Here is a 25,905-nt window from a genome sequence, read left to right as displayed (position 1 = left end):
TATCTAAATAGGAGGAATAAGACGTATGAGACCATTACAAATTTCACCAGAAACGGCTATCACTTTATCCAAAAAACTAGGCGTTCCCATTGAACACCTTATGCATATGCCACAACATATTTTAATGCAAAAAATTGCGGAGCTTGGCAAAGAGGAAGCCAATTCTGAACCTACCTCTAAGCAGGATCCATCGTGATCCCATTCCAAAACACATGGCCATATGACATTATAATGGGTGATATTTACGTACACCATTGTCCATTTTGCGCAAAGACAAATGTCCTCATTCCTTTAAAACCACAGGAGCTCACGATTATCCATGAGGGAAAGAAGAAACTTCTTATTTTCCCATGCTGTCATAATAAGACTACTATCATTGATACAGACTCTGATTACTTGTTATGTGATCAACCCCTACGTTAATCAACGACCACTTGGAGTGAAACGTATAGAGACAAACGGATGGGCTTTCCCAGTCCCTCCTGTTTGTCCCTATATGTATCATACATATATAATTAGAGACCTGCCATTTCCTCAGGTAGTGCCATTTGTTTTTCCTGCATTTGTTCTCTTAATACACTCCATTGTTCTCGTGAAGCACGAATCATGGCAACATCCATAATTTTTTTATCATTAATAACTCGTGAGAACCACTTAACAGCTTCATTAAAGTTGCCTATTCTTCGGCTAATTTCCCCGATTAAGTACAATAATTTAGCATTATTAGGGCCTACGCCTTCTTTCTCATAAACCAGTATGTAAGAATCCAAACAAAACTTCAGGAACTTCTGCTCCTGTTCATGATCTCCATTATAACGGTATAGCCATGCGATATGCTGAAGGAAACTCGCAGTAATCCGTTCCGTATCTCCAATGGTTTGAGCACAGATCAATGCTAGCTTGTACGTCTCAAGTGCTGTCTCCCACTCACGGTGTCCACCGAAATCACGTTCAATCCATCGTACGGTTATTTTCTCTTTTAAGAGAGTTCTTTGCTTGTCTGTTAGCTTCGTAGCTGAATTCTCAGTAGATGCAAATCCACATTTCGGACATACTCTTACTACATAATAATCAGGATTCTCATTCTTATAATAAGCACAGAAATCAGCATCCGTTCTTACAGCTTTTTTGAAACTAGGGCGAACACGTGAGGTCATAAATTCATGATTACAGTTTATACAAGTTACTTTAATTGAGTAAAGAGGTTCTAGAGTATTCAATAACAAGACTTCCCTTCATTTGTGTCATAAGGTCGATCATATATACTCACTACATCTAACATTAAGGCGTATTAACAAAATGATGAGCAGGACCAGATAGTCTTTTTAGGACGAAGGAATGTAATGGTTCCTCTATCCCAACTTCGGTTAAGGCTTCATTCATACATTTGAGCCAAGCTTCCCCATGGCTCTCTGTAATCGGAAACGGCAGGTGTCTTGCCCGCATCATCGGATGACCGAATTCATCAGAGAACAATGAAGGGCCTCCAAAAAATTGACTTAAGAACATATACTGCTTCTCCATTACTACTGTTATATCAGTGGTAAATAACGGACTCAATAAGGGATCCTTCTGTACCTTAGGATAAAAGGCTTCTACAAGTGCACGTATCGTTTGTGCACCACCCAGATTATCATAAATACTTAGGTTAGGATTCATGTGTTCACCAACTTTCATCTCCATAAATAACATCATTCTATATTATAACAAAAAACAAAAAAAAAGGCGCTAAACGTTGTGTCCGTTTAGCACCTTATAGCCGATTAGTAACTTTTCCATTCCTCTTCACCTGAACGGATTAACGAGGCACGAATGACATACACGAAAGCGCAGACGAGAATACCAGCAACAACACTCATGCTCTCCTCACTCCATCCATTTCATTTAACATCCAAGAAAAGATAAACTTTAATACAGTTATATTAGCACATAATCTAGAAAAAAACACCCTGAATTGTAAACGCTTTCTATACTTTTTAGTACTGTTTGTCCTAGATAGATCATACATCTATGAACAGAAGAATGACGCAAGTTAAAGCAAGCTGGAGGTGCAGATCAATGACATTGAAATCCTTGGGAATTCCATTATTAGTAGCCATGTTAATAGGATTAGCTGTGCTCATGTTGATCTATCCTGTTGCTTATCTAGAAGCTGCCCTACGCGGTTTAGCCATTTGGTGGGATGTCTTATTTCCTTCACTCTTTCCCTTTTTCATCATATCTGAAGTCTTATTGGGATTTGGTATCGTTCATTTAGTCGGAACATTACTAGATCCCTTTATGAAACCTGTTTTTCGGATCCCCGGAAGTGGTGGCTTCGTAGCAGCTATGGGTTATGTGTCTGGCTATCCAATAGGAGCGAAATTAACCGCACAATTATGGCAACAGAAAATGGTAACTCGTCATGAAGGAGAACGTTTAGTTGCATTTACGACATCTTCTGATCCTATTTTCCTCATTGGGGCTGTTTCGATAGGTTTCTTTCACAATCCACAAATCGTACCGATACTAGCCATCGCACACTATGGAGGGGGTTTTCTTGTTGGGATCATTATGCGCTATCATGGTTCAAAAGATTCACAGGAAACACAACACGTATCTCAAGCTCCTACTAAACCTCGTATTAACCGATTAAAGGTTGCATTAAGGGCCATGCACCAAGCTCGTGTCCAGGATGGACGTAATTTGGGAGAACTCCTTCAGGAAGCAATCCTGTCCTCATTAAAGCTCATTATTGTGGTCGGGGGCCTTGTTGTCTTTTTTTCTGTGTTTCTAGAATTGCTCACCCAGGCTAATATCATGAAGGGCTTATATCTAATCATTGAACAAATACTCACCGTTATAGGCATACCACCCGCTTTATCTAACTCATTAGTTGGGGGGATATTTGAAGTCACACTGGGTGCAAGGTATGCCGGTGAATCCGCTATGTCTATTCCTTTATCTTTTAAAGTTGCTGCCGCAGCCTTCATTCTCTCCTGGGGTGGATTATCTGTACATGCGCAGATTGCAAGTATTCTGCATTCGACGAATCTTCGTTATTGGCCCTTCCTGATCGCACGCTTGATCCATGGCATTCTCGCTGCAACTTTGGTACTCTTGTTGTGGAACACACTAGCTGGGGACCTAGATTCACAGAGCACCTTTTTAACCACTGATAACATCACTCTACCTAATTTGCATTCACCTTACGGGTTTATAAATAACCTTTTTATCTTTATTATTCTACTCATTGCCATAGCCCTCTTATCCGTTATGAGTAGCATAATCAAGTCCTTTTGGATGCGATTTCGACACATTTTGGACAAATGAAACATTGTGTTCTGGTCCAATATTGATTATGATCGATATAAACCCATGATAAAGGAGCTTATCATCCTTGAGACCACCCTTAAGATATTATGTTCTGGACCGCGGGGATCAGTTATCTGTTGATTTAGCAGAACAATTCCACAAACTTGCGGCACAACACCATTTCGAAATGGATGCAGAATCACCAGATATCGTTATTTCTATTGGCGGAGACGGCACCATGTTGCACGCTTTTCATACGTTTATAGACCACATACCTGACATTGCATTTGTTGGAGTACACACAGGCCATTTAGGGTTCTATTCCGATTGGAAAGCCGATGAGATACCTGAATTGGTTGAATTAATGAGCAAAAGTTATTTGTCGGAGGTTGCTCCTCGTATCGTAAAATATCCACTTCTGGAACTAACTATTCATCGAAAGTCGGGAACTACCCCTTACATTGCACTTAATGAATTTACACTTAAGGGTGTAGATGGTACACTTGTGGCGCAAATCGATATTAATGACCAACCATTCGAAATGTTTCGAGGTGATGGCATTTGTATCTCAACACCATCAGGAAGTACAGCATATAACAAGAGTCTTGGAGGAGCCATGGTTCACCCTACCATTGACGCTATACAGATTGCCGAGATTGCTTCTATAAATAATCGTATTTATCGTACAATGGGGTCACCACTTCTTCTTCCTAAACATCACCATTCTGATATTTATTCGCGCAAAGAACAGCGTCTTTTACTGACCATTGATCATAATAATTTTACAATTGACGATTTAATATCGGTAAGCTGCCAAGTTGCTAAACAGAAGATTAGTTTTGCAAGATACAGACCTTACCCTTTCTGGAATCGTGTTCGATCCGCTTTTCTGGAATAAAATTTCTTCGTACAAAAAAAGCAGTCCCTTAATCAGGAACTGCTTTTTTCTGTTTCTTTCGGTGGCTGTGGTTCGCGAGTCTTCTGAAGAACAAAGTACGCACATCCGAAATTACAATATTCATTTATATAGTCCACCATACTCGATATGGCAGATTCTTTGGTAGCCTTGGGATGGTTGTCCCGGTAAAATCCTTTTAAACGCAACTGGCTATATCCCCAGTCACCAATAATGTAATCGTATCTTTCCAACACATCGCTGTAACGATCACGGAACGCTTCGGGGTTCCAGCCATCTTTGTGATCTTTCAATATTTCATAGTTTTTTCCACCTGCTAGAATCAAGCACAATTCCCCTGCCTTTCCTCTCGAATCCTCAATATCGATTTATATATGTTTAGCAGCCGATTTCACCTGTTCATGTGCACGATAAGAGCTACGCACCAACGGGGCAGATTCAACGTGACTAAATCCTCTTTTTAGACCTTCTTCTTTCAATAATGCGAAATCCTCAGGTTTAATATACTTCTCTACCTTTAAATGTTTCGGAGAAGGTTGCAAGTACTGACCCAGAGTCAGAATATTGCAATCAACAGACCTTAAATCATCCATCGTTTGTAGAATTTCATCCCATTCCTCCCCAACGCCAAGCATAATACTTGATTTCGTTGGAATATCAGGTTGTAATACTTTGGCATTACGTAACAACTCAAGCGTTCGGCTATATTTAGCTTTAGCACGTACACGATCAGATAGACGTTCCACCGTTTCAATGTTGTGATTGAGGATATCTGGCTTAGCATCCATTACGATCTTCAACGCATCTGGATTTCCCATGAAATCGGGAATAAGTACTTCTACACTGCAGAGTGGCATACGACGACGAACCGCATGAATGCTTGCTGCAAAAATAGAAGATCCTCCTTCTTGTAAATCATCACGCGCTACACTCGTTATGACGCAATGTTGTAAATTCATACTTTCTGCTGCTTCTGCAACCCGTTCAGGTTCTTCTAAATCCAACTCTGTTGGCATTCCTGTATTCACTGCACAAAAGCGGCAAGCTCGTGTACAAATATCACCTAGAATCATAAATGTTGCTGTACGATTAGCCCAACACTCATATATGTTTGGGCAACGTGCCTCTTCACACACGGTATGAAGTGTCTTTGAGCGCATCATGCTCTTAATCTCTTGATAGTTATCATCTGTAGTGAGTTTAATTCGAATCCAATCAGGTTTGGGTTCCTTTGTGGTAGTTCTCGACACTTAAAATGTACCACCCTTCATACATGTTTTGACAACGATTATTCCATATTATATCACGAACCCCAGTCAATTACCTTAATTTCAAGCTTGGAGTAAACATTTTGGATAAAATCATCCAACTTGATAAAACTAAGGATATAAAATTTTGACGATTACAATTCAATGGAGTTGTCTTCATAAATGAGGAGGTACATTGATGTTTTCCCTTAGCTCCAGCTCCAAGAAGAAAAAGACGTGTAACAGGTGGATTTGTACCTCTGTTGCTACCATCCTTGCCCTGTCGTATTGTACACCTACAGAAGCTCTTAAAGTAGTTCCCAAGATATCCAACAGTTCTGCAACTACTCAACAAGACGATATTTACGCTTCAAGAAAATTACTATACGAGAAGATCAGTACAGTCACTCAAATTCCATGGTACCGAATCGCTGCTATTGATCAATATGAACGTACCCTAACGAAGGTTCATCCTAAAGATCGGGCGCATCCTCCCCGCCTTACTGATGTTTATATGACTCCACCTACTTGGGCTGGAGCCCTTAATCCTGATCAGGCTGACACCAATGCTTTATCAATATCTGTTTTTGAAGGCTTAGGTAAGGATGGATCAGGAGATCAAATTGCGGATCCTAATAACGATATGGATGTACTCTACAGTATCGCTAGTTACTTACTTCATTACGGACAGTCTCACAATGATTTCAATATTGCCCTGTGGGAATATTACCATAATAGTCGGGCCGTGCAGCGAATTCAACAATTCTCTAAATTATATGAAAAGTACACCCCACAACAATTAAATATTCATTCATTTCCTCTGCCTCTAAACAGTGTTTATTCGTATAGAAGCACATGGGGTAGTGGTCGTAATTGGGGAGGTTTTCGTATCCATGAGGGCACAGATCTCTTTGCAGGTTATGGCCTCCCCGTCCGTAGTACATGCTATGGTATTATCGAAATGAAGGGTTGGAATTCATTTGGGGGATGGAGAATTGGAATTCGAGATATCAATAACCATTACCACTATTACGCACATCTTATGGGATTTGAAAAAGGTGTGGAAGTAGGCGACGTTGTCACAGCCGGACAAGTTATTGGCTATGTTGGAAGTTCAGGCTACGGTAAACCAGGTACACAAGGGAAGTTCCCTCCACATCTTCATTATGGCATTTATCGTGACAGTGGTTTGATCGAATGGTCATTTGATCCCTATCCCCTTCTACATCAATGGGAACAGGCAGAACGAAGATCACTTACTAAAGGAAAAAAGGGTACCTCATCATGAATTGAGGTACCCTTCTTTTGTAATGGTGCATTTATGGATTAGTTACATCATTCGAATCTGGCTGATTATGGGTGTTCGATGATTGATTATTATTCGTATCCGTTGGGCTGGTGCCGTTAATATCTAATGGAATTGAAATATTAGGAGCATCCCCTTCATTTCCACCAATAGGTTGACCTTTAGAGTTGTAATAATACATAGGAACGTCACCTACAACCATTAGGTATGATATAGGTATTTCCGTCTCTACAGAATCATGTTCCATATCAAAAGGAATGACTACAGCAACGTCTACACTGACGTGGATGTATACCTCCACAAGAATCATATTGATTCCAGCATCCCGTTGCCTCGTTGATAATTCGATCTTAGCGGCTCCCTGAGGCTCTATTTTCACGGGAATTCCAGGACCAATTGAAGCCAGAAAAGGACTTCCTAACGCCATCCCAATAGGAATATGTTCCTTTAACTGATGTACGTCGTTTAATGTAGCTTGAACAACCTTAAACGTATTGGATGTAATCTTCATTTGTTCCGCATAATTCAACATGAACCCTGATACCTTGCCGGACGTATCCATTTTCCAATTCACGAGATCATCGAAATTCTGTTCTTGCGTAACCTGTGCTGTAATCGCCTCATTGATCGCTTCCGTCGCCAGCTGTTTCACTCTAATTTGAGCCAAATTCATAATAGGTGGTTTCAAATTACGATCTATGTACGCGAATCCCTGAAACATTATGATTAAAAAAACGAGAAACCCAACAAGCCACAATCTACGTCTGCTTCTGGGTTTCCCGCTTCGCTGGCTATGCCACCTTGCTCTTCTTTTCATGATCATCCCCCTAATGCCGACAATAAATCTCTATACAAGCATATGATTGGGATTACAAAAAAAGAAGAAGCTCTAATCTAAGATGGCCGGTATGTGTCTTCCACATCTGATAATTCTATTCTAATGTAATGCCACTTTTGCCGATTTCGAGCGTTCAGATTTTACTGGCATTTCAGGCAATTCGTTAACAGATATAATACGATCGGACTTCTTCTCTGGCTGCTTCCAATACTTCTCATTTCCCGGTAAATCATCGAACCACGAGGCATCACTTGGACAATCCAGAACCATAAACTTCCCATACACATCGTCTCTTGATTGGTGATATTTTAAATAAGCCTTACCGTGGTCAATAGCTAAGATCTCAATTTTTCCAGATGTATGACTCATAGATAGACGGACTCGTTTACCCAACCCTGATGTCTTCGCCTTAGCCTCTTCCACAAGTTGATACACCTGCTCCAACGGAAGTACAAAATCTCGGTTACCTGCAACCGGACGATTTATAAAGAAATAATAAGGTGTGACACCAGCCCACGACAATTGATCAAGAAGTTCTGCAAGTACATCGGCATTATCATTGATTCCACGTAAAATAGGCGTTTGGTTTACGACGATTGCTCCTGCTTGATGTAACGCCTCAAACCCCCGTTTGGCTTCAGGCGTTATTTCACGCGGATGATTAATATGGGCCATGACATAGATGCGTTTATCAGCACTTGAGTGCCTCTTGATAAGTTCTAATAACTTCTCGTCTTCGTAGATTCGCATCGGGTTAAATACGGGAATTTTAGATCCTAATCGAATAACTTTGACATGCTCAATATCACGCAATTGGTCAAGAATGATCTCTAGCTTCGAAGTAGCTAGGATTAAGCTATCTCCACCTGTTAGTAATACATTATTTATTTCTGGATGATTCGCAATATACTCAATTCCTGGGCTTACATCGGACATCGCTTCTTTTACGTCATTACGAAATAAGCGCTTTCTAAAACAATATCGACAATAAGCACCACATACCTCGGATACAATTAATAAGGCCGTCGTTCTATATTTATGCTGGCAACCGGGTACAACGTAGTTCGTGTCTTCATCCGATGCATCCCAGCGACCATACTCGGATAGTTCTCCTTCATTCGGAATAACTAATTTCTTGATCGGATCATTTGGATCAGCCCAATTCACTAGCTTTAAGTAATAATCATTAACGCGAAATACGAATTTCTCCGTTATCTGTTTAAGTTTCTGACGCTCATGTTCCGGGATTTCCATGATCTTATCAATATCGGTAATATATTTCGGCTGTGGCATATTACTCCTCCTTGAAGTTTAAAATATGGTTTGTTACATTTGTCCCCCCTTTTTCTTAAAATAAAAATGACCCGTCCCATCACAAAGCGAAGTAAACACTTCACCTTGGGAAGGGTATCGGGCCATAAAGACGCAAAAAGACCCGATAACGGGTCATTAGAACAGTTATAAACCATAAGTTGACCCATCTACTACTGACGAGGTTAGCTGTCGGGCTCGGGAAAGATGGTTCCCTACAAATGTCTCTTGATTCGCCCCAAAAAAATGGTTCCCCCGCTTTTCAGCTACTATGCTGAAAATTAAGCGTAACTTTATAGTACATAAGTCCATTCAATTAGTCAAATGTTGGATATTTTAAATTCCAAAAAAACAAAGAACATTCATCAAGGCATTAGATTAGTTTAATGAATGTTCTTCGTCAAATATTACTTTCCTTCAGCAACTGCCTTTGCAGCATGTTCTCCACTCAAGCGTCCACTAGTTAACGCATACTGAACCGCACTACCTGACATATAGACCTGGTTGTATAAATAGCGATTCGCTGCTTCTCCACCCGCATAAAGATTGTCGATGACTGAGCCATCTTCTTTTACAACACGATAATGTTCGTCGACTTTCACTCCACCAAATGTACCCATAGTTTTAGGATAGTATTTAAAAGCATAGAATGGCCCTTTATTAACAGATACAAGTGTCTTTACTTCTTTGTTGAATTCATCTTTACCTGAAGTTACTCCAGCATTGAAAGTATCCATTGTTTTCACAAGAGCTGCTCCAGATACTTGCATAGTAGAGGCTAATTCTTCCATTGTATTTCCGACAGCGATCTCAGCATTAGGAAGTTTACCTTCAATGGCACCAATTACTTTCGCATTGGCTTCACTTGAATCTATAACCATCCATACCTGTTCGTTAGGAAGCACTTTATTTGTTACAATAGCGTAATGACTATTTTCATCCATAAAACGTTCGCCTTTTTCGTTCACTAATACTTTAGTAGTATCCCATTCAATACCACGTAATTCTGGAACCAAACTTCCCATACCTAGACCAATCACCCACGGATCTTCGTATAACGCTGCGCCTAATTTTTCTGCCATGACTATCCCATCACCTGTACTACCCGCAGCAGCTGCACTGATCCCCATATCGTCAACAAATTGAGGTAAGAAACGCTTCATCATTTCCTCACTCTTAGCAAATCCTCCTGAAGCGATGATGACTTTTTTCGCATGAACGATCAGCTTTCCTTCAGCATTCTCCGCTGCAACACCAATTACGTTACCTTTATCATCCGTGATTAATTCCGTTGCTTTTGTCTCTAAAAGGATATCGACTCCTTTATCTTTAAGGGTCTTATCTAGATTTGCAATTAAGCTAGCACCACCAGCTTCAGGAAAATGAAGGCGAGCTACAGGATCAACACCATATCCTTCCACACGAGTATACTTATGATTCATATAATCAACCAACCAGTGTGTTGTATCTACTGCCTCATCCATAAAGGTTTCTACACGATCATAATCTGGATATATACTATCAGGATTACTTGTACTTTGACGCTCTTTCCACAACTGCATCCATGATTCTGGTGAATCCTCAATGCCTAGTTCCTTTTGGAAACGAGTACCTGTTGCAGAAATACCTCCGCCAGATAACGCTGTAGAACCACCTACCGTTGCCATTTTCTCTAGTACAATAACCTTGGCGCCGTTCTCAAACGCAGATCCAGCAGCTGTGAGACCTGTACCTCCTCCACCAATAACGACAACATCCGTTGTTAGTTCAGTTTCCTTTTGTGCCTTATCATCCGTTATGGCAGCAACCTTAAGGGTAGCTACATCTCCGCCCGCTTGCTTGACACAATCTTCAACCGCAGCAAGGATCGCCTTCGATGAATTAGAAGCGCCTGACACAACATCAACTGCCAATGTCTGTCCCTCAACAATTTGCTGAGGGATACGTTCGAATGGTGTATTGCTAAGACTATCCGTTTCGCTATGCTCTTTAATAGTTACAGATACGATCGCGTTATCATCAAATACAACCTCAACCGTGATATCACCATTGTTACCTTGTGCCTTTGATGTGTAAGTACCTGCTTTATAAGTTGCTGTTCCCGAAGTTGTATTCGAATTTGCGTTAGTATCTTTGGCAGAATTTGAACAAGCAACTACATTTAGTATTAATACTAATCCCAACAGCAAGAAATTTACCCTTTTCCAATTCCTTTTCATGGTTTTCCCCCTTGGCGTATAAAATCATTGTATACATAGATCTTATATGGTTGGGTCATCACGACGTCAAGCAGACTTTGTGAAATTTTGCACGTATAAAGGTGTGGAAAAATGAAAAGTATGGGGTTAACCCGATGTTTACACATTCAGGATATCTTATTTTCTTTTATCTCCTGTTGAACACCTGAAGAGATAACATCACCATTTCTTCTCTTTTTTCCAACATAGAGGGTCAAATATTGCTCCTTATCTCTAAGTTCAATGTACTGGCTTTTTTCAGTAACAGGGCCTAGATCTGCAACATCTAATTGTAAAAAATTTAATTTCTCCAATTTCTCTAGCATTTTATTTCTACTGTAGTAATCTCTTAATTCAATTGGGATATTCATAAACTCCTTACATTTACTCCCTAGATGAGGATAGGCTCCTGTAAGAAGCCCCTCTTCTTGTAGAAAGGGAGATACAACATCCATCAGACATTTGTTCGTTGATTTAGCATATGCTTTGCTCATTCCATGATCGATTATTATATCCACTGATGAATGAATAATCGGTAACTGATCTACTTCACAGCAGAAGAAGATAAAGTGATGATGTGCATCCTGCAGAGCTAAATTTTTTTGAGTATTCATGAGCCTTTCTTTATCCTGACAAATAAGAATGTAAGTACTATTCTTGGGGATGAAATCAATATATTGCATTAAAAATCTGCCAACACAATGATCTAATTCTAATATGTATTTAGGTTCATTTGCGTGATTCTGTATGTAGTCAATTAATGTTGTTGTACCGTTATACATAAAATTAATATACTTCGGTGAAGTCGCTTCCAAAAACTCCTGTTTCGTTGGTATCACTTTTTTATGACTTACTACCTTTTTATCTATATATATGCCATCCTCAATTACTGCAGCATAGCCACATTCACACTGAACCATAGCTTCTAATATCATATTCTTCTCAATCGTTCCATCACTGAAATCTAACGTTGCTGAACAATAGGGGCAATGTAATAATCCTATTGAGGATATTGGAAATCCTAATCTTTTTCTTTTACCCATATCATTCATTTTCAATTCATGTATTCTGTCACTTAATAAGGAATCAATCACTTTTAATTTTTGCTGTTCTTTCATGATCTGATCCTTTTTCTTTTCCAATACAGATAAGTAAAATTTACGGTATTCATCTGTTTTGTCACCTTCAAGCCGATTAAAGCATAGAATTTCCTGAATTTCAGTTAAAGAAAGATCTAATTGCTTTAACATATATATTTTTTCAAGATCGCCATGATCCTCGTCGCTAAATTTATACTGACAACCATGCTTTTCTACAACGAGTAGTCCCATATCTATATAATGACGGATGGCATCTTGGGTAATATTATTTTTTTTGGAGAACTCACCAATTTTCATTTCACATTACTCCTTTTTCATTCGTGAAAATTATCACAATATAAAACAAGACGGAATACGCCTTTATATCGCTATCGTACCCGATGATTACATACGGCGCAACTATTTGAACAGCTTTATGTAGTACTATTATTTTATAGACTTCAAACATTGAGAACATTCTATAAAAGCAATTTCTCTCTCCTATTCACTAAGATAAATCAAATGGCAGAAAGAATCCTGTGGTAAGGATCCTTTTCTGCCATTATAGTCGTCTTTTTAATTCGAATTCTGATTGCTATAGTGTCTCTGTCTCATCGCCTCAAACATTAATACAGAGGAAGCCATACTCACGTTCAGTGACTCCGCTTGTCCTCGCATAGGGATGATGAGCGTATCATCTACTAACTGACGAACTCCTTCTGACACGCCTTTCGCTTCGTTTCCAACCAGTAGCCAAGTAGATCCTTTGAATTCGTACTCATAACAATTATAGTCTGCTTGTAGACTAGTGCTAACTAGGCGTGCACCGCCCTCTTTCGCTTGTGGTAGGATATCAAGTAAATCCCCTTCCACCACAGGTAGATGAAAGATCGACCCCATCGTAGAACGAATCGTCTTGGGATTGTACAGATCTACACATCCTCGACCTAATATAACCCCATCCGCTCCTGCTGCATCTGCGCTACGAATAATCGTACCTACGTTCCCCGGATCTTGTACACCATCCAGTACCATCACTAGACTGTTCTCTTTGGCTAGTAAGACAGCAAGATCAACCGTTCGTTTGCGAACAACTGCAAATACAGGTTGTGGCGTAACCGTATCGGTACATTTACCAATAATCGCTTCCGAGACACCAATCCACTCGGCATCATTTGAATTTAAATGCTTCAATTCCGCTGGAATTCCCTTGTCTATATCATAAGCAACACATTCAATGTCCGCTTCATACTCGAAAGCTTCCTGAACTAAGTGTATCCCTTCTACAATAAACTTATGTCCTCGATCCCGATGCTTCTTTTCCAACAATTGCGTCCATTCTTTCACACGCGCATTGTGCAGGGATGTAATATCCATCTTAACCCATCCTTATCCTGTAACCCTATTTGGGGAATTCCAGTTCCAATTTAATCAAATCATCTTTTTGTCCTAATATAACAAGAACATCGTCTTTATCTAAAGGTTCATTCGCATCCGGTGAGATGTTCATCTTACTTCCCGTCTTAATAGCCATCACATTGCATCCGAATCGAGCTCTAACATCCAGTTGTTTCAGATTCTTTCCAATCATCTTATCTGAGGTTCTCATCTCCACAATGCTGTAATCATCGGATAGCTCAATGTAATCCAGAATATTAGGAGATGTCAAATGATGAGCAACCCGAAGTCCCATATCGCGTTCAGGAAAAATAACCTTATCTGCACCGATTTTGTGTAGTACTTTCCCATGAAGTTCATTCTGTGCTTTAACAATAAGGGTAGGTATACCTAAGTCCTTTAATATCAATGTGGTTAAAATACTGGATTGAATATCTTGTCCAATGGCTACAACAACCACTTCAAAATTACGAATACCTAATGCACGCATAGCTTCTTCATCGGTAGAATTCGCCGATACCGCATGCGTCACAATGTTGGATATTTCCTGAATTCGCTGTTCACTGGAATCGATTGCTAACACATCAAAACCCATATCCGTCAGTGCTGTTGCGACACTTGATCCAAATCTACCCATTCCAATGATGGCGTACTGCTTCTTAGCCATTGATTAACCTCCGCTATTCAAATATATTCAATGATTATATCATATTGGTAACAAAACTTGAATTTCAGCTGGGCAAGAGGGGAATATTAAACGTTGATTACACTAGGTAGGAGGGAATACAAACATGCCGATCGTACTCGACTTACGTCAAGCCATCGTACACAAGGTTCACAGTAAGACTGATACTGAGCTACGCGAGATGATTGAGGGATCCGTTGATGGTCCAGAAGCTGCATTACCAGGACTAGGAGCCATATTCGAAATGATATGGAAGAACATTGATTCCAAACAGCAAGATGAACTAATTCAAGTTGCTCAGAAACATTTACAATCTGTCACCCCTGCACCACTGTCCTAGAAAAAAAGTAAATCCCTCTCCCACAAAGGGTAGAGGGATTTTGCTATACATATGAAAGCATGTATATTATGGAGCAACTTCAAGGAACTTAGCATTTGGATTTTTCTCCATCGCCGTTCTCATCGCGTACTCGTTCTCGAACAGTACGACATAGTTCCCTTTTTTATCTTGTACAAGCGTCGAGTTGATTCGGAATTTACTTGAATCGATATTATCATCTATGATCCATCTAGCGAACTGATATTGCATGCGCTGCAGTTGCACATCCACGCCATATTCGCCTTTCATCCGATATTCAAATACTTCGAATTGAAGTTGACCAACAACCCCAAGAATCGTATCATCAAAGCTCACGGTTTTGAATACTTGAATCGTACCTTCCTCCGTTAGCTGGTCAATCCCCTTTTGATATTGCTTGTGTTTCAGGGCATTCTTAACGGTTACCTTCGCGAATATCTCAGGTGAGAATGTTGGAAGCTCTTCGAACACCATATCACTATCTTGGCTAAGGGAATCCCCAATTCTAAAAATACCTGGATCAAACAATCCGATAATATCTCCAGGATATGCTTCCTCTACAATGTCACGGTCTTGCGCGAGAAACTGTTGTGGTTGCGACAGTTTAATGTCTTTGCCTACACGGATGTGCTTAACACTCATCCCGCGATGGAACTTCCCAGAGACGATCCGAAGGAATGCAATTCGATCTCGGTGAGCTGGGTTCATGTTCGCTTGAATTTTGAAAACATATCCAGAGAACTTCTCGTTCGTTGGTTGCACTAGACCACCTGCGCTGCGGCGAGGTTCTGGCTTAGGAGCAAGTTGTAAGAAGTTTTCTAAAAATGTTTGTACCCCAAAGTTGTTAATTGCGCTCCCGAAAAATACGGGTGTTAACTCCCCGTTATTGACCTTCTCAAGATCAAATGGATCTCCAGCCACATCCAGCAACTCTAGCTCCTGACATAGTTGGTCATGTAAATATTCCCCAGCCATTTCGCGAATGATTGGATCATGGTAATCTTTTACCTTCTGTACTTTGATAACAGAATGGTCATTACCTTGAAATAGCTCCACTTGATTGTTCATCCGATCGTAGACTCCGCATAAGTCGCGGCCCGTACCGATTGGCCAGTTCATAGGTACCGAACGGATACCTAATACCTGTTCCAGCTCTTCCATCAATTCAAACGGGCTTCGACCTTCTCGGTCAAGCTTATTGATAAATGTAAAGATTGGAATCCCTCTTTGGGCGCATACTTGGAACAATTTGACCGTTTGGTTCTCTACCCCTTTAGCCACGTCAATAAGCATGACAGCACTATCTGCTGCTGTCAGTGTCCGATAGGTGTCCTCACTGAAATCTTGGTGACCTGGTGTATCTAGAATGTTAATCCGATGTCCAATATAATCAAATTGCATAACCGAAGAAGTTACCGAGATTCCACGTTGCTTCTCAATTTCCATCCAGTCACTCGTAGCATGCTTACTTGCCTTACGGGCTTTAACTGAACCCGCTAGACGAATAGCGCCCCCGAACAAGAGTAGTTTCTCTGTTAAAGTTGTTTTACCAGCATCCGGGTGAGAAATAATCGCAAAAGTTCTGCGCTTATCTACTTCCTTCTGCAAAGTTGGGTCAATTACTTCGCTCATTTCACATTTCCCTTCATCACTAAAGTCATGTCTATTATTGTACCACATTCTGTACGCAAATCATCCTCATGTATTGCTACATGAGGATGATTTATGAAAGATTTTTTTTATATTATTTTTTCCACACGACGTTATCTTCATCCTGACCATTCACAGGCCACCAATGGAAACCGTCATTTCCCAAAAGTTTATCTGCCTTTTCTGGACCCCATGATCCCGCTGGATAAGTTGAAAGATTACTTGGATCTTGTGCCCAAGCTTCAGCAATGTGATCTACAAAAGTCCATGCTGATGCGACTTCATCCCAACGTGTGAAATAAGTCGATTCACCACGTGCCGCATCATGTAGAAGGCGCTCATAAGCTTCAGGAGAGTTAATACCAACCATACAACTCTGGCAGAAATCCATCGCTACGGGTTGAATATCCGTCTCAGATCCAGGTTTCTTCGCATTAATCTTAACGTAGATCCCTTCCATTGGATTCACTCTGATCACCAATAAGTTAGGTTCAAGTTTATGTTTTTGACCTAAATATACATTTGTAGGCATGCTACGGAATTCAACCACAATCTCAGTAGTTTTTACAGGCAATCTTTTTCCAGTGCGAATATAGAACGGAACACCTGCCCAACGGAAGTTATCCACAAATAAGCGTGTCGCGAAGTAAGTCTCGGTATTCGAAGCAGGATCTACTTTGTCTTCGTCACGGTAGGCTGGCAGTTCGTTCCCATTAGCACTACCTTGAATATATTGACCTCGAACAACATTGTTCTCCACTTCTTCGGCATTTAGATATGGGCGTAAAGAACGTAGAACCTTAACCTTCTCGTCCCGGATGTCTTCTGGTAACAAACGACTTGGTGGTTCCATTGCAATCATTGTTAACATCTGAAGCATGTGGTTCTGCCCCATGTCCTTCAATGCTCCTGCATGATCGTAATATCCCCCACGCTCTTCAACGCCAACGGTTTCACTTAACGTAATTTGAATGTTAGCAATGTGCATATTATTCCATAATGGCTCAAAGAAAGCATTCGCGAAACGAATGACTTCAATATTTTGCACCATTTCCTTACCTAAATAATGATCGATACGATATATTTCTTCTTCTTTGAACACTTGTCGAATTTGTTCATTTAGCTTCTCAGCTGACTTCAAGTCATATCCAAAAGGCTTCTCAATAACAAGACGATTCCATCCTGGACCTACCAGCATGCCACCTTTTTCTAAATTGAAAGACACATTACCGAATAACTCAGGTGCCAATGCCAAATAGAACATACGGTTACCAGGAATTTGATAACGCTCTTCAATCTTCTCTGTTTGTTCCTTTAATTCACGGAATCCATTAACATCGTTAATATCTAGAGATTTATATTCAAAATGCTGAGCAAATGTTTGCCATTCTTCGTTTTCTTCCGTTTTATAACGGCAAAACTCACGAATTGATTGATACAGATCATCCCTGAATTCATCCTGTGTACGTGGACGACGTGCTACGCCAATCACTGCAAAATCTTCTGCTAATTTTCCTTCACGATAAAGACTATAAATAGCAGGGAATAGCTTTCTTCTTGCCAAATCTCCGGTTGCACCAAAGATAAAAAACACCGCACTTGGGGTTTGAATTTCTTCAAGATTTAAGTTATCAGCCATGGCTCCTCATTCTCTCTCTATGTAATATAGTGTATATTTATGAATTTTATCATTTACAACTTTGTAAAAAGTATGAAGCATCAAATGTTGTGATGCTATTTTAGCACATTGTTCTGCATCATGCCATCTTATTCCTGACAAAACTACTGTGATTTCACGAACCCCTCAAATGATATGCATTTAATATTCAATCGTGATGATTGGAAACCCAAGGGTAACTCGATTCTGCCCGCTAAGTTCATCATGATGAACTGCAATTTGAAGATCTATGGTATGGTCACCACTAACAAGATTGAAGCCAAGGGAGGGTGCTACATAAGAGTGGCTAAGCGTCATATCATCCGCATACGTCTCTACTTGTTTTAATTTTAGATGGGACTGTATTGTGGTCTCTACATCCTTCATAGTCGTTGTTATAGATTGTTCCTCTTTAACGTTCCCCTGAACAGAGGCATTCCATTCAGCAGCCATATTCATAAGATCCAATTGAGCGTGGAATTTGTCCTGCAAATGTTGGATTGCAGATGAATGGACTGCATCTAGCGACTCCATTGTGACGATGAAATAGCTCTGATCTTCTGAAATAACCTGCCAGTTCAAGTTAACTCTAATTCCGTCAACTATGGTGAGCGAACGATAAGATTCATGTTCTGTATTCGTTACTGATTGAAGGTTAGATAGCCCCAGAAGTTTTGTCAGTTTTTGAGCGGCTTCTTGGGAACTTAACTTGCCATCATTGCTCCATTCCCCTTGCCATTTAACGACGACTTTCAGTGGAGTCTCCATGATCTCTTGACCCCATTGAATTAAGTCAGCAAGTCTCTTATCTTCTTTATTTATTTTTTGAGCTACAGAAGCATCCCGACCAAATCCTATAAATATAACGATTATACATAATAGCATGATTCCAATTTTTCCAAGACCTCTTTTATTACTCATGATTGAATTCCTACCTTTCGACTCTAAATCTATGAATCTACTAAATAGGGTTGCCCATTTACTATCTTTTATACCTAAATCCAGATTTATAAGACAAAAGAACCCAAGAAGCTCTTTATAACTTAGCTTCTCAGGTTCCTTATTTAAATGATCATACCGCTTATATTACTCTGCTAATCCGTTTTTATATGCATAGATTGCCGCTTGAGTACGATCATCTACATTTAACTTAGATAATATATTCGTCACATGAAATTTGACCGTCTTGATCCCTATGATCAGATCATCCGCAATTTCTTGATTAGACTTACCTTTTGCCATCAAGCGTAACACATCCATCTCACGCTCGGTTAGTTCTTTATGAGCAGCCGTCTCGATCTGAGGATGGCGTAACCGATTCATCATTTTAGATGCCACTTGTGACTCTAATACAGATTGACCACGTGCTGCAGCTCGAATGGCTTCTGCAATCTCAGTAGCTCGTGACGTCTTAAGTAAATAGCTGAATGCTCCAGCCTCTATTACCGGATACATTTTCTCATCATCTAAATAACTTGTCAGTACAATTACCTTACAATCAGGATATAGCTTTAACAATTGCCGTGTTGCTTCGATCCCATCCATACCATCCATAACAAGATCCATCAGCACGACATCTGGTTTATACTCCCTAGCCAGTTTGATGCCTTCTTCTCCGCTTCCGGCTTCTCCAACTACTTCTATCCCATCTTCCGTTCCTAATACGGCAGCGAGACCTATACGTACCATTTCATGATCGTCTACCAACAGAACCTTTATTTCTGATTCATTCTCCATGTATCATTTCCCCCATATCTTCATGCACAATTGGAATTGTGATTTCAATACGTGTGCCTTTATTTAATGCTGTTATAAATTGAAGCGAACCGCCAATCTCCGTCACACGTTCATTCATATTCGATAGACCATAGGAAGTCTGCTTTTTGTCACCTAATTCAAACCCAACCCCATCATCATGAATCATAACCCTTACCGTCTCCTGTCTAAGGTGAATACGAATTTCCATCTTATTTGCCTTAGAATGACGTAGTGCATTGGACATTGCCTCTTGGACAATCCGAAATAAATGATTCTCGATGCCTTTTACTAAATGGATACCCTTATCCATTTCAAACACAATTTCCATAGGAACCTTCTGTTTCAACTCATTCACTAACTCCATGAGACCTTGTTCTAAAGGTTTACCCTCCAAATAAACAGGACGTAGATGCAGGAGAAGCGCACGCATTTCTGATTGAGCAACAGCAGCCATTTCCTCAATTAAAGCTACCTGTCTCTGGGCTTTGTCAAAATCCTTATCCAGTGTTCTACCCACAGCCGTAGCCGTCATAGAGATCGCAAAAAGTTGTTGTGACACAGCATCGTGTAATTCGCGAGCTAACCTCTGTCGTTCCTCTACGATCGCCGATACTCTAGCCTGTTCTGCCAGTTGTGCATTATGGGTAGACAAACGTTGTAGTGATGTAACCTGATCTTCCCATTTCTTACTAATACGTCTCAATTGTTCGCCAAGCCGTCCAACTTCATCTTCTCCAAGAGCTGGCATAGAGCGAGCAACAATCCCTTTTTCCCAGGAAAGTAAGGTTTCACGTAAGAGTTCTAATTTGCGTTTCATCCGGTAGCTCTGATAGAAACCACTTATCATACCGATACAAATTGGAACAAGTACTAATGTGGCAACGGTCTTAAACCCTAATTCCCAAGAATCAAATGGCGCCAAATAACCATATGTATACAATAAATAAAGAATAACAAGAAGCAAAATAAAAGAAAGAAGGGCTCCTTCGCCCATGCTTTTAGATAGCATGTTCACAGACTTCTTGGTGTTCACTCAGGAACCCCTCCTATGTTCAGATTAATCGTATGTCTATATCTCCTACGATATATGACACCGCTACTTTTACTTTATAGTCACTGTTATCATAATTAGCTGACTTCCAGGTCAATCGGTTCATCATGCCACTGTCCTTTTTACCATCGAAATCAATAGACCCGAAGAGAACAAAAGCTTCTATCTCAACCCCATAATAATCAGGTATATTTAAATCCATATCTCCCATAACACCTTGAAACATAATGGTGGTCTCTCGCTCTTCTGGCATACCTAAAGATAAATCTAGGTCACTCTCACCGAGCACATGCCATACGCTCATACTTCTCATCACCCAAGGTGATTGATCCCAATCAAAGTTAGTCATAAAACTCATCTTTTGTATGAAGCCCTCATTCGGATGTAACCTCTTTGATTTCCCATAAAATAAACCCAGAGAGATCAGGCTAATCGCTACAACAAGAATCAGATGATCTAAGAGAATTAGAACAGCTCCAATTCCCAGAAAAATATTTCCCTTTTTGATATCACCATTACGAATTCTATATATGCCTAATAACAGTAATAAGAGAGCAACAATGGTAAGAAAACTCATCCACTTGCCAAATAACATAAGGAAACCTATGCATATCAATCCTATAGCTATGATTCGATTTCTTTTATCCATGGCGTTGCCCTCCTCTGATTAGTAAATTTCATAAGTGGTGGAGTTAGAAAAGCCATAGCAGTATGAAATCATACTGTATGGCTTCGCCTATCATAGCATATCATAACATTCGTTAATACGAGTAGAACTTATTTAGAACATTTTATTTACTTTCGTTCTTAGTCACAGCTGGCCCATTCATTTTGCTCTTCAATGCTTTTAATTGTTCATCAACCTTCAATTGTTTCTCAGCATCTACTGGATTAGCAAATCCTGCATGACTTGAACGGTAAGGGGCTTGCATCACATCAGCTTCAGCTTCTAATTGCATAATCTTTTCTTCCATACGGTGGAATCCAAGTGAAGCACTTCCACTCTCAATATTATGCAAGCTGTTTACTTGATTCATTTGTTTTTTAGCTTTAGCCATCTGTGCACGTGATACTAACTCATTACGTTTGTTGCGCATTTTGTAGAATTCATCTTTCATTTCATGCAGTTGCTGTACTAATTCTTTCGCTTGAGTCTCAGATTGCATGTGAAGCCCTAGATATTCTGTATGCTTTTGATCAAAATAAATTTTCTCTTCCAGTAACTTACGTGCAACTTCTTCCTGTCCGTTCTTCAAAGCTAGTTCAGCTTGCGCTTCACGTTGTCCACCCATCTTCACAGCTTCTTCTACACGTTGTTTCATTCGACGTTCGTTCGCCATTTGTTTCGCAACTGTAACCTCTGCTTCGTGAATTTCAGCCTCCATATCGCGTAAATACTGGTTCAACATTACGATTGGATCTTCAACTTTATCTAGTACCTCATTTACTGATGCCTTTGTCATATCTTTTAATCTTTTGAATACTCCCATATCTTACACTTCTCCCTTCTCATACTTAGAAAGTTTAATTTTCAATTCTTCTACTTCTTTTTTCAAAGCCTTTTTCTCAATATCCTTCATCATGTCATCCAATTCAGAGGACTGAGCATGATTGTAACCACCTGGATTTACATTGTTGTTAAATTCGGAATTAAATCCTGTATGGTTGCTGTTATTGTTGTAAGAACCACTATTATTATAGTAACCACCAGCACCTTGATTCGGATTACCATTCCCATTTCCATAAGGATTAAACGGAGGTACATATTCTTTCGGAACAACTAATGAAGCGATAAAGTATATGAACAGTGTAGTACTTGCACTAAAAGGAATGCTGATCAACACAAGGATTCTCAATAGTGTAGCATCAATGCCCATCACTTCCGCTAAACCACCACATAAACCTGTGATCATTTTATTGCGTGATGATCGGTATAACTTACTCATGAGGTTACTCCTTTCCGCTGTTGTTCAGCTTTTGTTTCAGTTTTGCCATTTCTTTTTCCAAAATGTTGGATACGGAAGATCCAGCTTGATCAATGTAATCTTGACCCGCCCGACGTAATTCTCGTAAGCTTCGTGCTTCTAATTCCCAATCTGTTATACGATCTTCCAGTCGATTAAACATTTTGGGAACATCCTTACCACCAAACTCACCCATACGTTGATTCATACGTTGCTGTAATCGTATGTTCTCCATACGGGCAGCATAATATTGACGTTTACTATATACAGTCTGATATTCCAACTTAAGTTCATTCATTTGATTCTCTAATTCACGAAGAGACAATCTGCTATCCTCTAGCAGTTCCCCATATTGTTCTAACTTTTCCTCATATATAATCTTCTCTTGAAGTGCAAGCTTCGCTAAATGATCCTCACCTGCTTTGAGCGCCAAAAGGGCCTGTTCTTCTCGTTTATCCTTCATGGAGGATGCTTGATCTACTTGCTGTTTCAATTGCTTCGTATGTGAAGCATACTGTTGAAATAATTTCTCAACTTCTGTAATATCGTCCCGTGTTGACATTAGAAATTGATCAATTAATTTAACCGGGTCCTGACTTTGTTCTAAACGTTCATTCAATGTTGCTACGGTTATATCTCTCATCCGGCGAAAAACACTCATATTTACATACTCCCTCCTTAAGAATCTGTCTTCACTTATTTAATATACGTTAGTAAGTACTTCTTTTCTTTTTGAGAAGTGATATTCCAAAGATAAGTAGTGCGATTCCGAGTAGAGGTCCAATGATCCATGATAACTTGGCTATTAATGACAGAACCCCGATCACCAAGATAATCCATCCTATTAGTACTTTCCCACGACGCACACCATAATAACCGAGAGCGATTAAAATGATTGGGAATACTAATCCTAACAACCTTCCCACCAACGGTCCAAATACTCCTAGTAACATCAATGCTCCAATAGCGATTAATACAACTGCTAAACCATTACCTCTTTTCATGCATTCTCACCGCCTTTCACTGCATCACCTTATGTACTTATTGTAGGTTAATCCGAGAAGTTTCAAAACAGACCAGAGGCGGTTTTTGTTCCTAGACCTAAGGCGGGGTAACGCTAGTCTTAAGGAGGGTAAATCACATAAAAACAGAAAAAGGTTTATAAGATTGCTTAGATAAGCAATCTTATAAACCTTTATGCTGTATACCGATGGCCGGACTCGAACCGGCAAGCCTCGCGGCACCGCATTTTGAGTGCGGCGTGTCTGCCAATTCCACCACATCGGCAAAACTTAATGGTGCGCCCTAAGAGATTCGAACTCCTGGCCTTTTGATTCGTAGTCAAACGCTCTATCCAGCTGAGCTAAGGGCGCAAACATCTTAAAACTAATTGGTGCGGAAGACCAGACTTGAACTGGTACGATAGTCACCTACCGCAGGATTTTAAGTCCTGTGCGTCTGCCGATTCCGCCACTCCCGCACAATTAATGGAGGCGCCACCCAGATTTGAACTGGGGATAAAGCTTTTGCAGAGCTGTGCCTTACCACTTGGCTATGGCGCCATGTATGAAATGGAGCGGACGACGGGAATCGAACCCGCGACCCTCGCCTTGGCAAGGCGATGCTCTACCGCTGAGCCACGTCCGCATATAAATGGCTGGGAATATAGGATTTGAACCTATGCATGACGGAGTCAAAGTCCGTTGCCTTACCGCTTGGCTAATTCCCAACAACTTAGATAAAAATGGGGCGACTGATGGGACTTGAACCCACGAGTGCCGGAACCACAATCCGGTGCGTTAACCCCTTCGCCACAATCGCCATAATTAAATTAGTACAAGATGTTAATTCAAAAAATATGGGGCGACCGACGGGAATCGAACCCGCGAAATGCCGGAACCACAATCCGGTGCGTTAACCACTTCGCCACGATCGCCATATTGATGAATAACAGATTTCTTTTTGGCAGGGGCAGCAGGAATTGAACCCACACCAACGGTTTTGGAGACCGTTGTTCTACCTTTAAACTATGCCCCTATAAAAGAAATGGTGGAGGATGATGGATTCGAACCACCGAACTCGTAGAGAGCAGATTTACAGTCTGCCGTGTTTAGCCACTTCACTAATCCTCCATAAAACATGGTGCCGGCGAGAGGACTTGAACCCCCAACCTACTGATTACAAGTCAGTTGCTCTACCAGTTGAGCTACACCGGCGCACCTATAAAACATTGGTTAAATCAATGGTGGCTCGGGACGGAATCGAACCGCCGACACGAGGATTTTCAGTCCTCTGCTCTACCGACTGAGCTACCGAGCCTTATAAGGTAATAATGGCGGAACCGACGGGATTCGAACCCGCGATCTCCTGCGTGACAGGCAGGCATGTTAGGCCAACTACACCACGGTTCCATAAAAAAATAATTGGTTGCGGGGGCAGGATTTGAACCTGCGGCCTTCGGGTTATGAGCCCGACGAGCTACCGGGCTGCTCCACCCCGCGTCATTGATAATAAGCATATTGAGTTAAATGGTGGAGGCTGAGGGGATCGAACCCCCGACCCTCTGCTTGTAAGGCAGATGCTCTCCCAGCTGAGCTAAGCCTCCACGAGAAAGACATTTACTATCATAACAGATATATTGTCATAAAATCAAGTGCTTATGCAATATTTCTTTATTTAAAAATGGTGACCCGTAGGGGAATCGAACCCCTGTTACCTCCGTGAAAGGGAGGTGTCTTAACCGCTTGACCAACGGGCCTTGTAAATATAATGGCGGAGAGAGAGGGATTCGAACCCTCGAGACGCTTGTGGCGCCTACACGATTTCCAATCGTGCTCCTTCGGCCAGCTCGGACACCTCTCCATATGGCTCCCCGAACAGGACTCGAACCTGTGACAACTCGATTAACAGTCGAGTGCTCTACCAACTGAGCTATCAGGGAATAATCAAGGTTTAATCCTTGAAAACTAGATACGAATGAATTTGCAGTTCGAAACTTTCATTTGCTTCTGAAGCCTAAACTTCAGAATATTAGGATAAGCCCTCGACCGATTAGTATTGGTCAGCTCCATGCATTGCTGCACTTCCACCTCCAACCTATCTACCTCGTCGTCTTCAAGGGGTCTTACTAATTGGGAAATCTCATCTTGAGGGGGG

The 25,905-nt window shown here is 40.6% G+C and carries 26 protein-coding genes, 18 tRNA genes, 1 rRNA gene and 1 riboswitch; of the genes, 6 read left to right on the top strand and 39 right to left on the bottom strand.

Going from position 1 to position 25,905, the window contains the following annotated elements; genetic code table 11:
• The first annotated feature begins 25 nt into the window (after nt 1–25).
• Together AC1D69_RS03555 and AC1D69_RS03550 are read left to right on the top strand one after the other, a co-directional pair.
• Complete coding sequence (locus AC1D69_RS03555; RefSeq protein ID WP_495454786.1) at nt 26–196, top strand: YycC family protein; 171 nt, start codon at nt 26–28, stop codon at nt 194–196.
• Nucleotides 193–423 (top strand): hypothetical protein, encoded by a 231-nt coding sequence (locus tag AC1D69_RS03550; protein WP_495454785.1) that lies wholly within the window; start codon nt 193–195, stop codon nt 421–423. Before AC1D69_RS03555 ends, AC1D69_RS03550 begins: the two co-directional genes overlap by 4 nt.
• Before the next feature lie 92 nt (nt 424–515).
• Here the strand turns inward: AC1D69_RS03550 and AC1D69_RS03545 are convergent, their stop codons facing one another.
• Both AC1D69_RS03545 and AC1D69_RS03540 read right to left on the bottom strand, forming a co-directional pair.
• Entirely contained in the window at nt 516–1,220 is a 705-nt protein-coding gene (locus tag AC1D69_RS03545; RefSeq protein WP_495454784.1) for a DUF2225 domain-containing protein, read from the bottom strand.
• A gap of 61 nt (nt 1,221–1,281) precedes the next feature.
• A complete protein-coding gene (locus AC1D69_RS03540) occupies nt 1,282–1,659 on the bottom strand; it encodes a globin domain-containing protein (protein WP_495455280.1) in 378 nt (125 codons plus the stop codon).
• Nucleotides 1,660–2,058: 399 nt separating this feature from the next.
• On the opposite strand from AC1D69_RS03540, the gene ylbJ reads away from it, so the two are divergent.
• Together ylbJ and AC1D69_RS03530 are read left to right on the top strand one after the other, a co-directional pair.
• Nucleotides 2,059–3,312, top strand: a complete 1,254-nt coding sequence (gene ylbJ / locus AC1D69_RS03535; RefSeq protein ID WP_495454783.1) for a sporulation integral membrane protein YlbJ — start codon at nt 2,059–2,061, stop codon at nt 3,310–3,312.
• A 67-nt stretch (nt 3,313–3,379) separates the two neighbouring features.
• Entirely contained in the window at nt 3,380–4,192 is an 813-nt protein-coding gene (locus AC1D69_RS03530; RefSeq protein ID WP_495454782.1) for an NAD kinase, read from the top strand.
• 32 nt (nt 4,193–4,224) lie between these two features.
• Here AC1D69_RS03530 and AC1D69_RS03525 read toward each other — a convergent pair whose 3' ends face one another.
• Nucleotides 4,225–4,536: a YutD family protein gene (locus AC1D69_RS03525; protein WP_495454781.1), complete on the bottom strand. Its 312-nt coding sequence runs from the start codon at nt 4,534–4,536 to the stop codon at nt 4,225–4,227.
• Nucleotides 4,537–4,578: 42 nt separating this feature from the next.
• On the bottom strand, nt 4,579–5,460 hold the full coding sequence (gene lipA / locus AC1D69_RS03520; protein WP_495454780.1) for a lipoyl synthase: 882 nt from the start codon (nt 5,458–5,460) through the stop codon (nt 4,579–4,581).
• A 196-nt stretch (nt 5,461–5,656) separates the two neighbouring features.
• Between lipA and AC1D69_RS03515 the strand changes: the two genes are divergently transcribed.
• The gene (locus AC1D69_RS03515; protein ID WP_495454779.1) at nt 5,657–6,745 is read left to right on the top strand and encodes a M23 family metallopeptidase; all 1,089 of its coding nucleotides are present in this window, start codon (nt 5,657–5,659) and stop codon (nt 6,743–6,745) included.
• A 31-nt stretch (nt 6,746–6,776) separates the two neighbouring features.
• Here the strand turns inward: AC1D69_RS03515 and yunB are convergent, their stop codons facing one another.
• The 6 genes from yunB to AC1D69_RS03485 form a co-directional block, all read right to left on the bottom strand.
• Nucleotides 6,777–7,580, bottom strand: coding sequence for a sporulation protein YunB (yunB, locus tag AC1D69_RS03510; RefSeq protein ID WP_495454778.1), 804 nt, complete (start codon nt 7,578–7,580; stop codon nt 6,777–6,779).
• Nucleotides 7,581–7,700: 120 nt separating this feature from the next.
• Nucleotides 7,701–8,894, bottom strand: a complete 1,194-nt coding sequence (locus tag AC1D69_RS03505) for a KamA family radical SAM protein (RefSeq protein ID WP_495454777.1) — start codon at nt 8,892–8,894, stop codon at nt 7,701–7,703.
• A 177-nt stretch (nt 8,895–9,071) separates the two neighbouring features.
• A riboswitch (cyclic di-AMP (ydaO/yuaA leader) is annotated at nt 9,072–9,210 on the bottom strand.
• A 109-nt stretch (nt 9,211–9,319) separates the two neighbouring features.
• A complete protein-coding gene (locus tag AC1D69_RS03500) occupies nt 9,320–11,131 on the bottom strand; it encodes an FAD-dependent oxidoreductase (RefSeq protein ID WP_495454776.1) in 1,812 nt (603 codons plus the stop codon).
• A gap of 146 nt (nt 11,132–11,277) precedes the next feature.
• A complete protein-coding gene (locus tag AC1D69_RS03495) occupies nt 11,278–12,546 on the bottom strand; it encodes a MerR family transcriptional regulator (RefSeq protein ID WP_495454775.1) in 1,269 nt (422 codons plus the stop codon).
• 258 nt (nt 12,547–12,804) lie between these two features.
• Nucleotides 12,805–13,605: a TrmH family RNA methyltransferase gene (locus AC1D69_RS03490; RefSeq protein ID WP_495454774.1), complete on the bottom strand. Its 801-nt coding sequence runs from the start codon at nt 13,603–13,605 to the stop codon at nt 12,805–12,807.
• 25 nt (nt 13,606–13,630) lie between these two features.
• Nucleotides 13,631–14,293 carry a potassium channel family protein gene (locus AC1D69_RS03485; protein ID WP_495454773.1) on the bottom strand — a complete coding sequence of 221 codons (663 nt, stop codon included), beginning with the start codon at nt 14,291–14,293 and terminating at the stop codon, nt 13,631–13,633.
• A gap of 124 nt (nt 14,294–14,417) precedes the next feature.
• On the opposite strand from AC1D69_RS03485, the gene sspI reads away from it, so the two are divergent.
• Nucleotides 14,418–14,651 (top strand): small acid-soluble spore protein SspI, encoded by a 234-nt coding sequence (sspI, locus tag AC1D69_RS03480; RefSeq protein ID WP_495454772.1) that lies wholly within the window; start codon nt 14,418–14,420, stop codon nt 14,649–14,651.
• Between the two features lie 66 nt (nt 14,652–14,717).
• Here the strand turns inward: sspI and AC1D69_RS03475 are convergent, their stop codons facing one another.
• The 29 genes from AC1D69_RS03475 to AC1D69_RS03335 form a co-directional block, all read right to left on the bottom strand.
• Entirely contained in the window at nt 14,718–16,301 is a 1,584-nt protein-coding gene (locus AC1D69_RS03475) for a peptide chain release factor 3 (protein WP_495454771.1), read from the bottom strand.
• A 112-nt stretch (nt 16,302–16,413) separates the two neighbouring features.
• Nucleotides 16,414–17,958, bottom strand: coding sequence for a glucose-6-phosphate dehydrogenase (zwf, locus tag AC1D69_RS03470; protein ID WP_495454770.1), 1,545 nt, complete (start codon nt 17,956–17,958; stop codon nt 16,414–16,416).
• A 180-nt stretch (nt 17,959–18,138) separates the two neighbouring features.
• Nucleotides 18,139–18,897, bottom strand: coding sequence for a YwmB family TATA-box binding protein (locus AC1D69_RS03465; protein WP_495454769.1), 759 nt, complete (start codon nt 18,895–18,897; stop codon nt 18,139–18,141).
• A gap of 165 nt (nt 18,898–19,062) precedes the next feature.
• Nucleotides 19,063–19,713, bottom strand: a complete 651-nt coding sequence (locus tag AC1D69_RS03460) for a response regulator transcription factor (protein ID WP_495454768.1) — start codon at nt 19,711–19,713, stop codon at nt 19,063–19,065.
• Nucleotides 19,703–20,767, bottom strand: a complete 1,065-nt coding sequence (locus AC1D69_RS03455; RefSeq protein WP_495454767.1) for a sensor histidine kinase — start codon at nt 20,765–20,767, stop codon at nt 19,703–19,705. The genes AC1D69_RS03460 and AC1D69_RS03455 overlap by 11 nt, the downstream gene beginning before the upstream one ends.
• 19 nt (nt 20,768–20,786) lie before the next feature.
• Entirely contained in the window at nt 20,787–21,434 is a 648-nt protein-coding gene (gene liaF / locus AC1D69_RS03450) for a cell wall-active antibiotics response protein LiaF (protein WP_495454766.1), read from the bottom strand.
• Nucleotides 21,435–21,576: 142 nt separating this feature from the next.
• Nucleotides 21,577–22,275, bottom strand: a complete 699-nt coding sequence (locus tag AC1D69_RS03445; protein WP_495454765.1) for a PspA/IM30 family protein — start codon at nt 22,273–22,275, stop codon at nt 21,577–21,579.
• Nucleotides 22,276–22,278: 3 nt separating this feature from the next.
• The gene (locus AC1D69_RS03440) at nt 22,279–22,731 is read right to left on the bottom strand and encodes a PspC domain-containing protein (RefSeq protein ID WP_495454764.1); all 453 of its coding nucleotides are present in this window, start codon (nt 22,729–22,731) and stop codon (nt 22,279–22,281) included.
• A 4-nt stretch (nt 22,732–22,735) separates the two neighbouring features.
• Entirely contained in the window at nt 22,736–23,410 is a 675-nt protein-coding gene (locus tag AC1D69_RS03435; protein WP_495454763.1) for a PspA/IM30 family protein, read from the bottom strand.
• A gap of 49 nt (nt 23,411–23,459) precedes the next feature.
• Nucleotides 23,460–23,753 carry a LiaF transmembrane domain-containing protein gene (locus tag AC1D69_RS03430; protein ID WP_495454762.1) on the bottom strand — a complete coding sequence of 98 codons (294 nt, stop codon included), beginning with the start codon at nt 23,751–23,753 and terminating at the stop codon, nt 23,460–23,462.
• A gap of 201 nt (nt 23,754–23,954) precedes the next feature.
• Nucleotides 23,955–24,036: transfer RNA gene (locus AC1D69_RS03425), tRNA-Leu, on the bottom strand.
• A 9-nt stretch (nt 24,037–24,045) separates the two neighbouring features.
• Nucleotides 24,046–24,122: transfer RNA gene (locus AC1D69_RS03420), tRNA-Arg, on the bottom strand.
• An 18-nt stretch (nt 24,123–24,140) separates the two neighbouring features.
• A tRNA-Leu gene (locus AC1D69_RS03415) sits at nt 24,141–24,229 on the bottom strand.
• An 8-nt stretch (nt 24,230–24,237) separates the two neighbouring features.
• Nucleotides 24,238–24,311 (bottom strand) — tRNA-Cys (locus AC1D69_RS03410).
• A 10-nt stretch (nt 24,312–24,321) separates the two neighbouring features.
• Nucleotides 24,322–24,396: transfer RNA gene (locus AC1D69_RS03405), tRNA-Gly, on the bottom strand.
• A gap of 7 nt (nt 24,397–24,403) precedes the next feature.
• Nucleotides 24,404–24,478, bottom strand: a tRNA-Gln gene (locus AC1D69_RS03400).
• Between the two features lie 16 nt (nt 24,479–24,494).
• Nucleotides 24,495–24,570: transfer RNA gene (locus tag AC1D69_RS03395), tRNA-His, on the bottom strand.
• 38 nt (nt 24,571–24,608) lie between these two features.
• A tRNA-His gene (locus AC1D69_RS03390) sits at nt 24,609–24,685 on the bottom strand.
• A 27-nt stretch (nt 24,686–24,712) separates the two neighbouring features.
• A tRNA-Trp gene (locus AC1D69_RS03385) sits at nt 24,713–24,786 on the bottom strand.
• Nucleotides 24,787–24,796: 10 nt separating this feature from the next.
• Nucleotides 24,797–24,881 (bottom strand) — tRNA-Tyr (locus AC1D69_RS03380).
• A gap of 8 nt (nt 24,882–24,889) precedes the next feature.
• Nucleotides 24,890–24,965: transfer RNA gene (locus AC1D69_RS03375), tRNA-Thr, on the bottom strand.
• Nucleotides 24,966–24,992: 27 nt separating this feature from the next.
• Nucleotides 24,993–25,068: transfer RNA gene (locus AC1D69_RS03370), tRNA-Phe, on the bottom strand.
• Between the two features lie 14 nt (nt 25,069–25,082).
• Nucleotides 25,083–25,160 (bottom strand) — tRNA-Asp (locus tag AC1D69_RS03365).
• A 13-nt stretch (nt 25,161–25,173) separates the two neighbouring features.
• Nucleotides 25,174–25,250: transfer RNA gene (locus AC1D69_RS03360), tRNA-Met, on the bottom strand.
• A 28-nt stretch (nt 25,251–25,278) separates the two neighbouring features.
• Nucleotides 25,279–25,354, bottom strand: a tRNA-Val gene (locus AC1D69_RS03355).
• Nucleotides 25,355–25,432: 78 nt separating this feature from the next.
• Nucleotides 25,433–25,507 (bottom strand) — tRNA-Glu (locus AC1D69_RS03350).
• A 12-nt stretch (nt 25,508–25,519) separates the two neighbouring features.
• A tRNA-Ser gene (locus tag AC1D69_RS03345) sits at nt 25,520–25,611 on the bottom strand.
• Between the two features lie 3 nt (nt 25,612–25,614).
• Nucleotides 25,615–25,690 (bottom strand) — tRNA-Asn (locus tag AC1D69_RS03340).
• 90 nt (nt 25,691–25,780) lie between these two features.
• Nucleotides 25,781–25,905 (bottom strand): 23S ribosomal RNA (locus tag AC1D69_RS03335); the annotation flags it as partial.

This window comes from Paenibacillus sp. Y301 (assembly GCF_059445505.1).
Note: the sequence above shows the minus strand (reverse complement) of the source record. Positions and strands in the feature narration are given on the sequence as shown.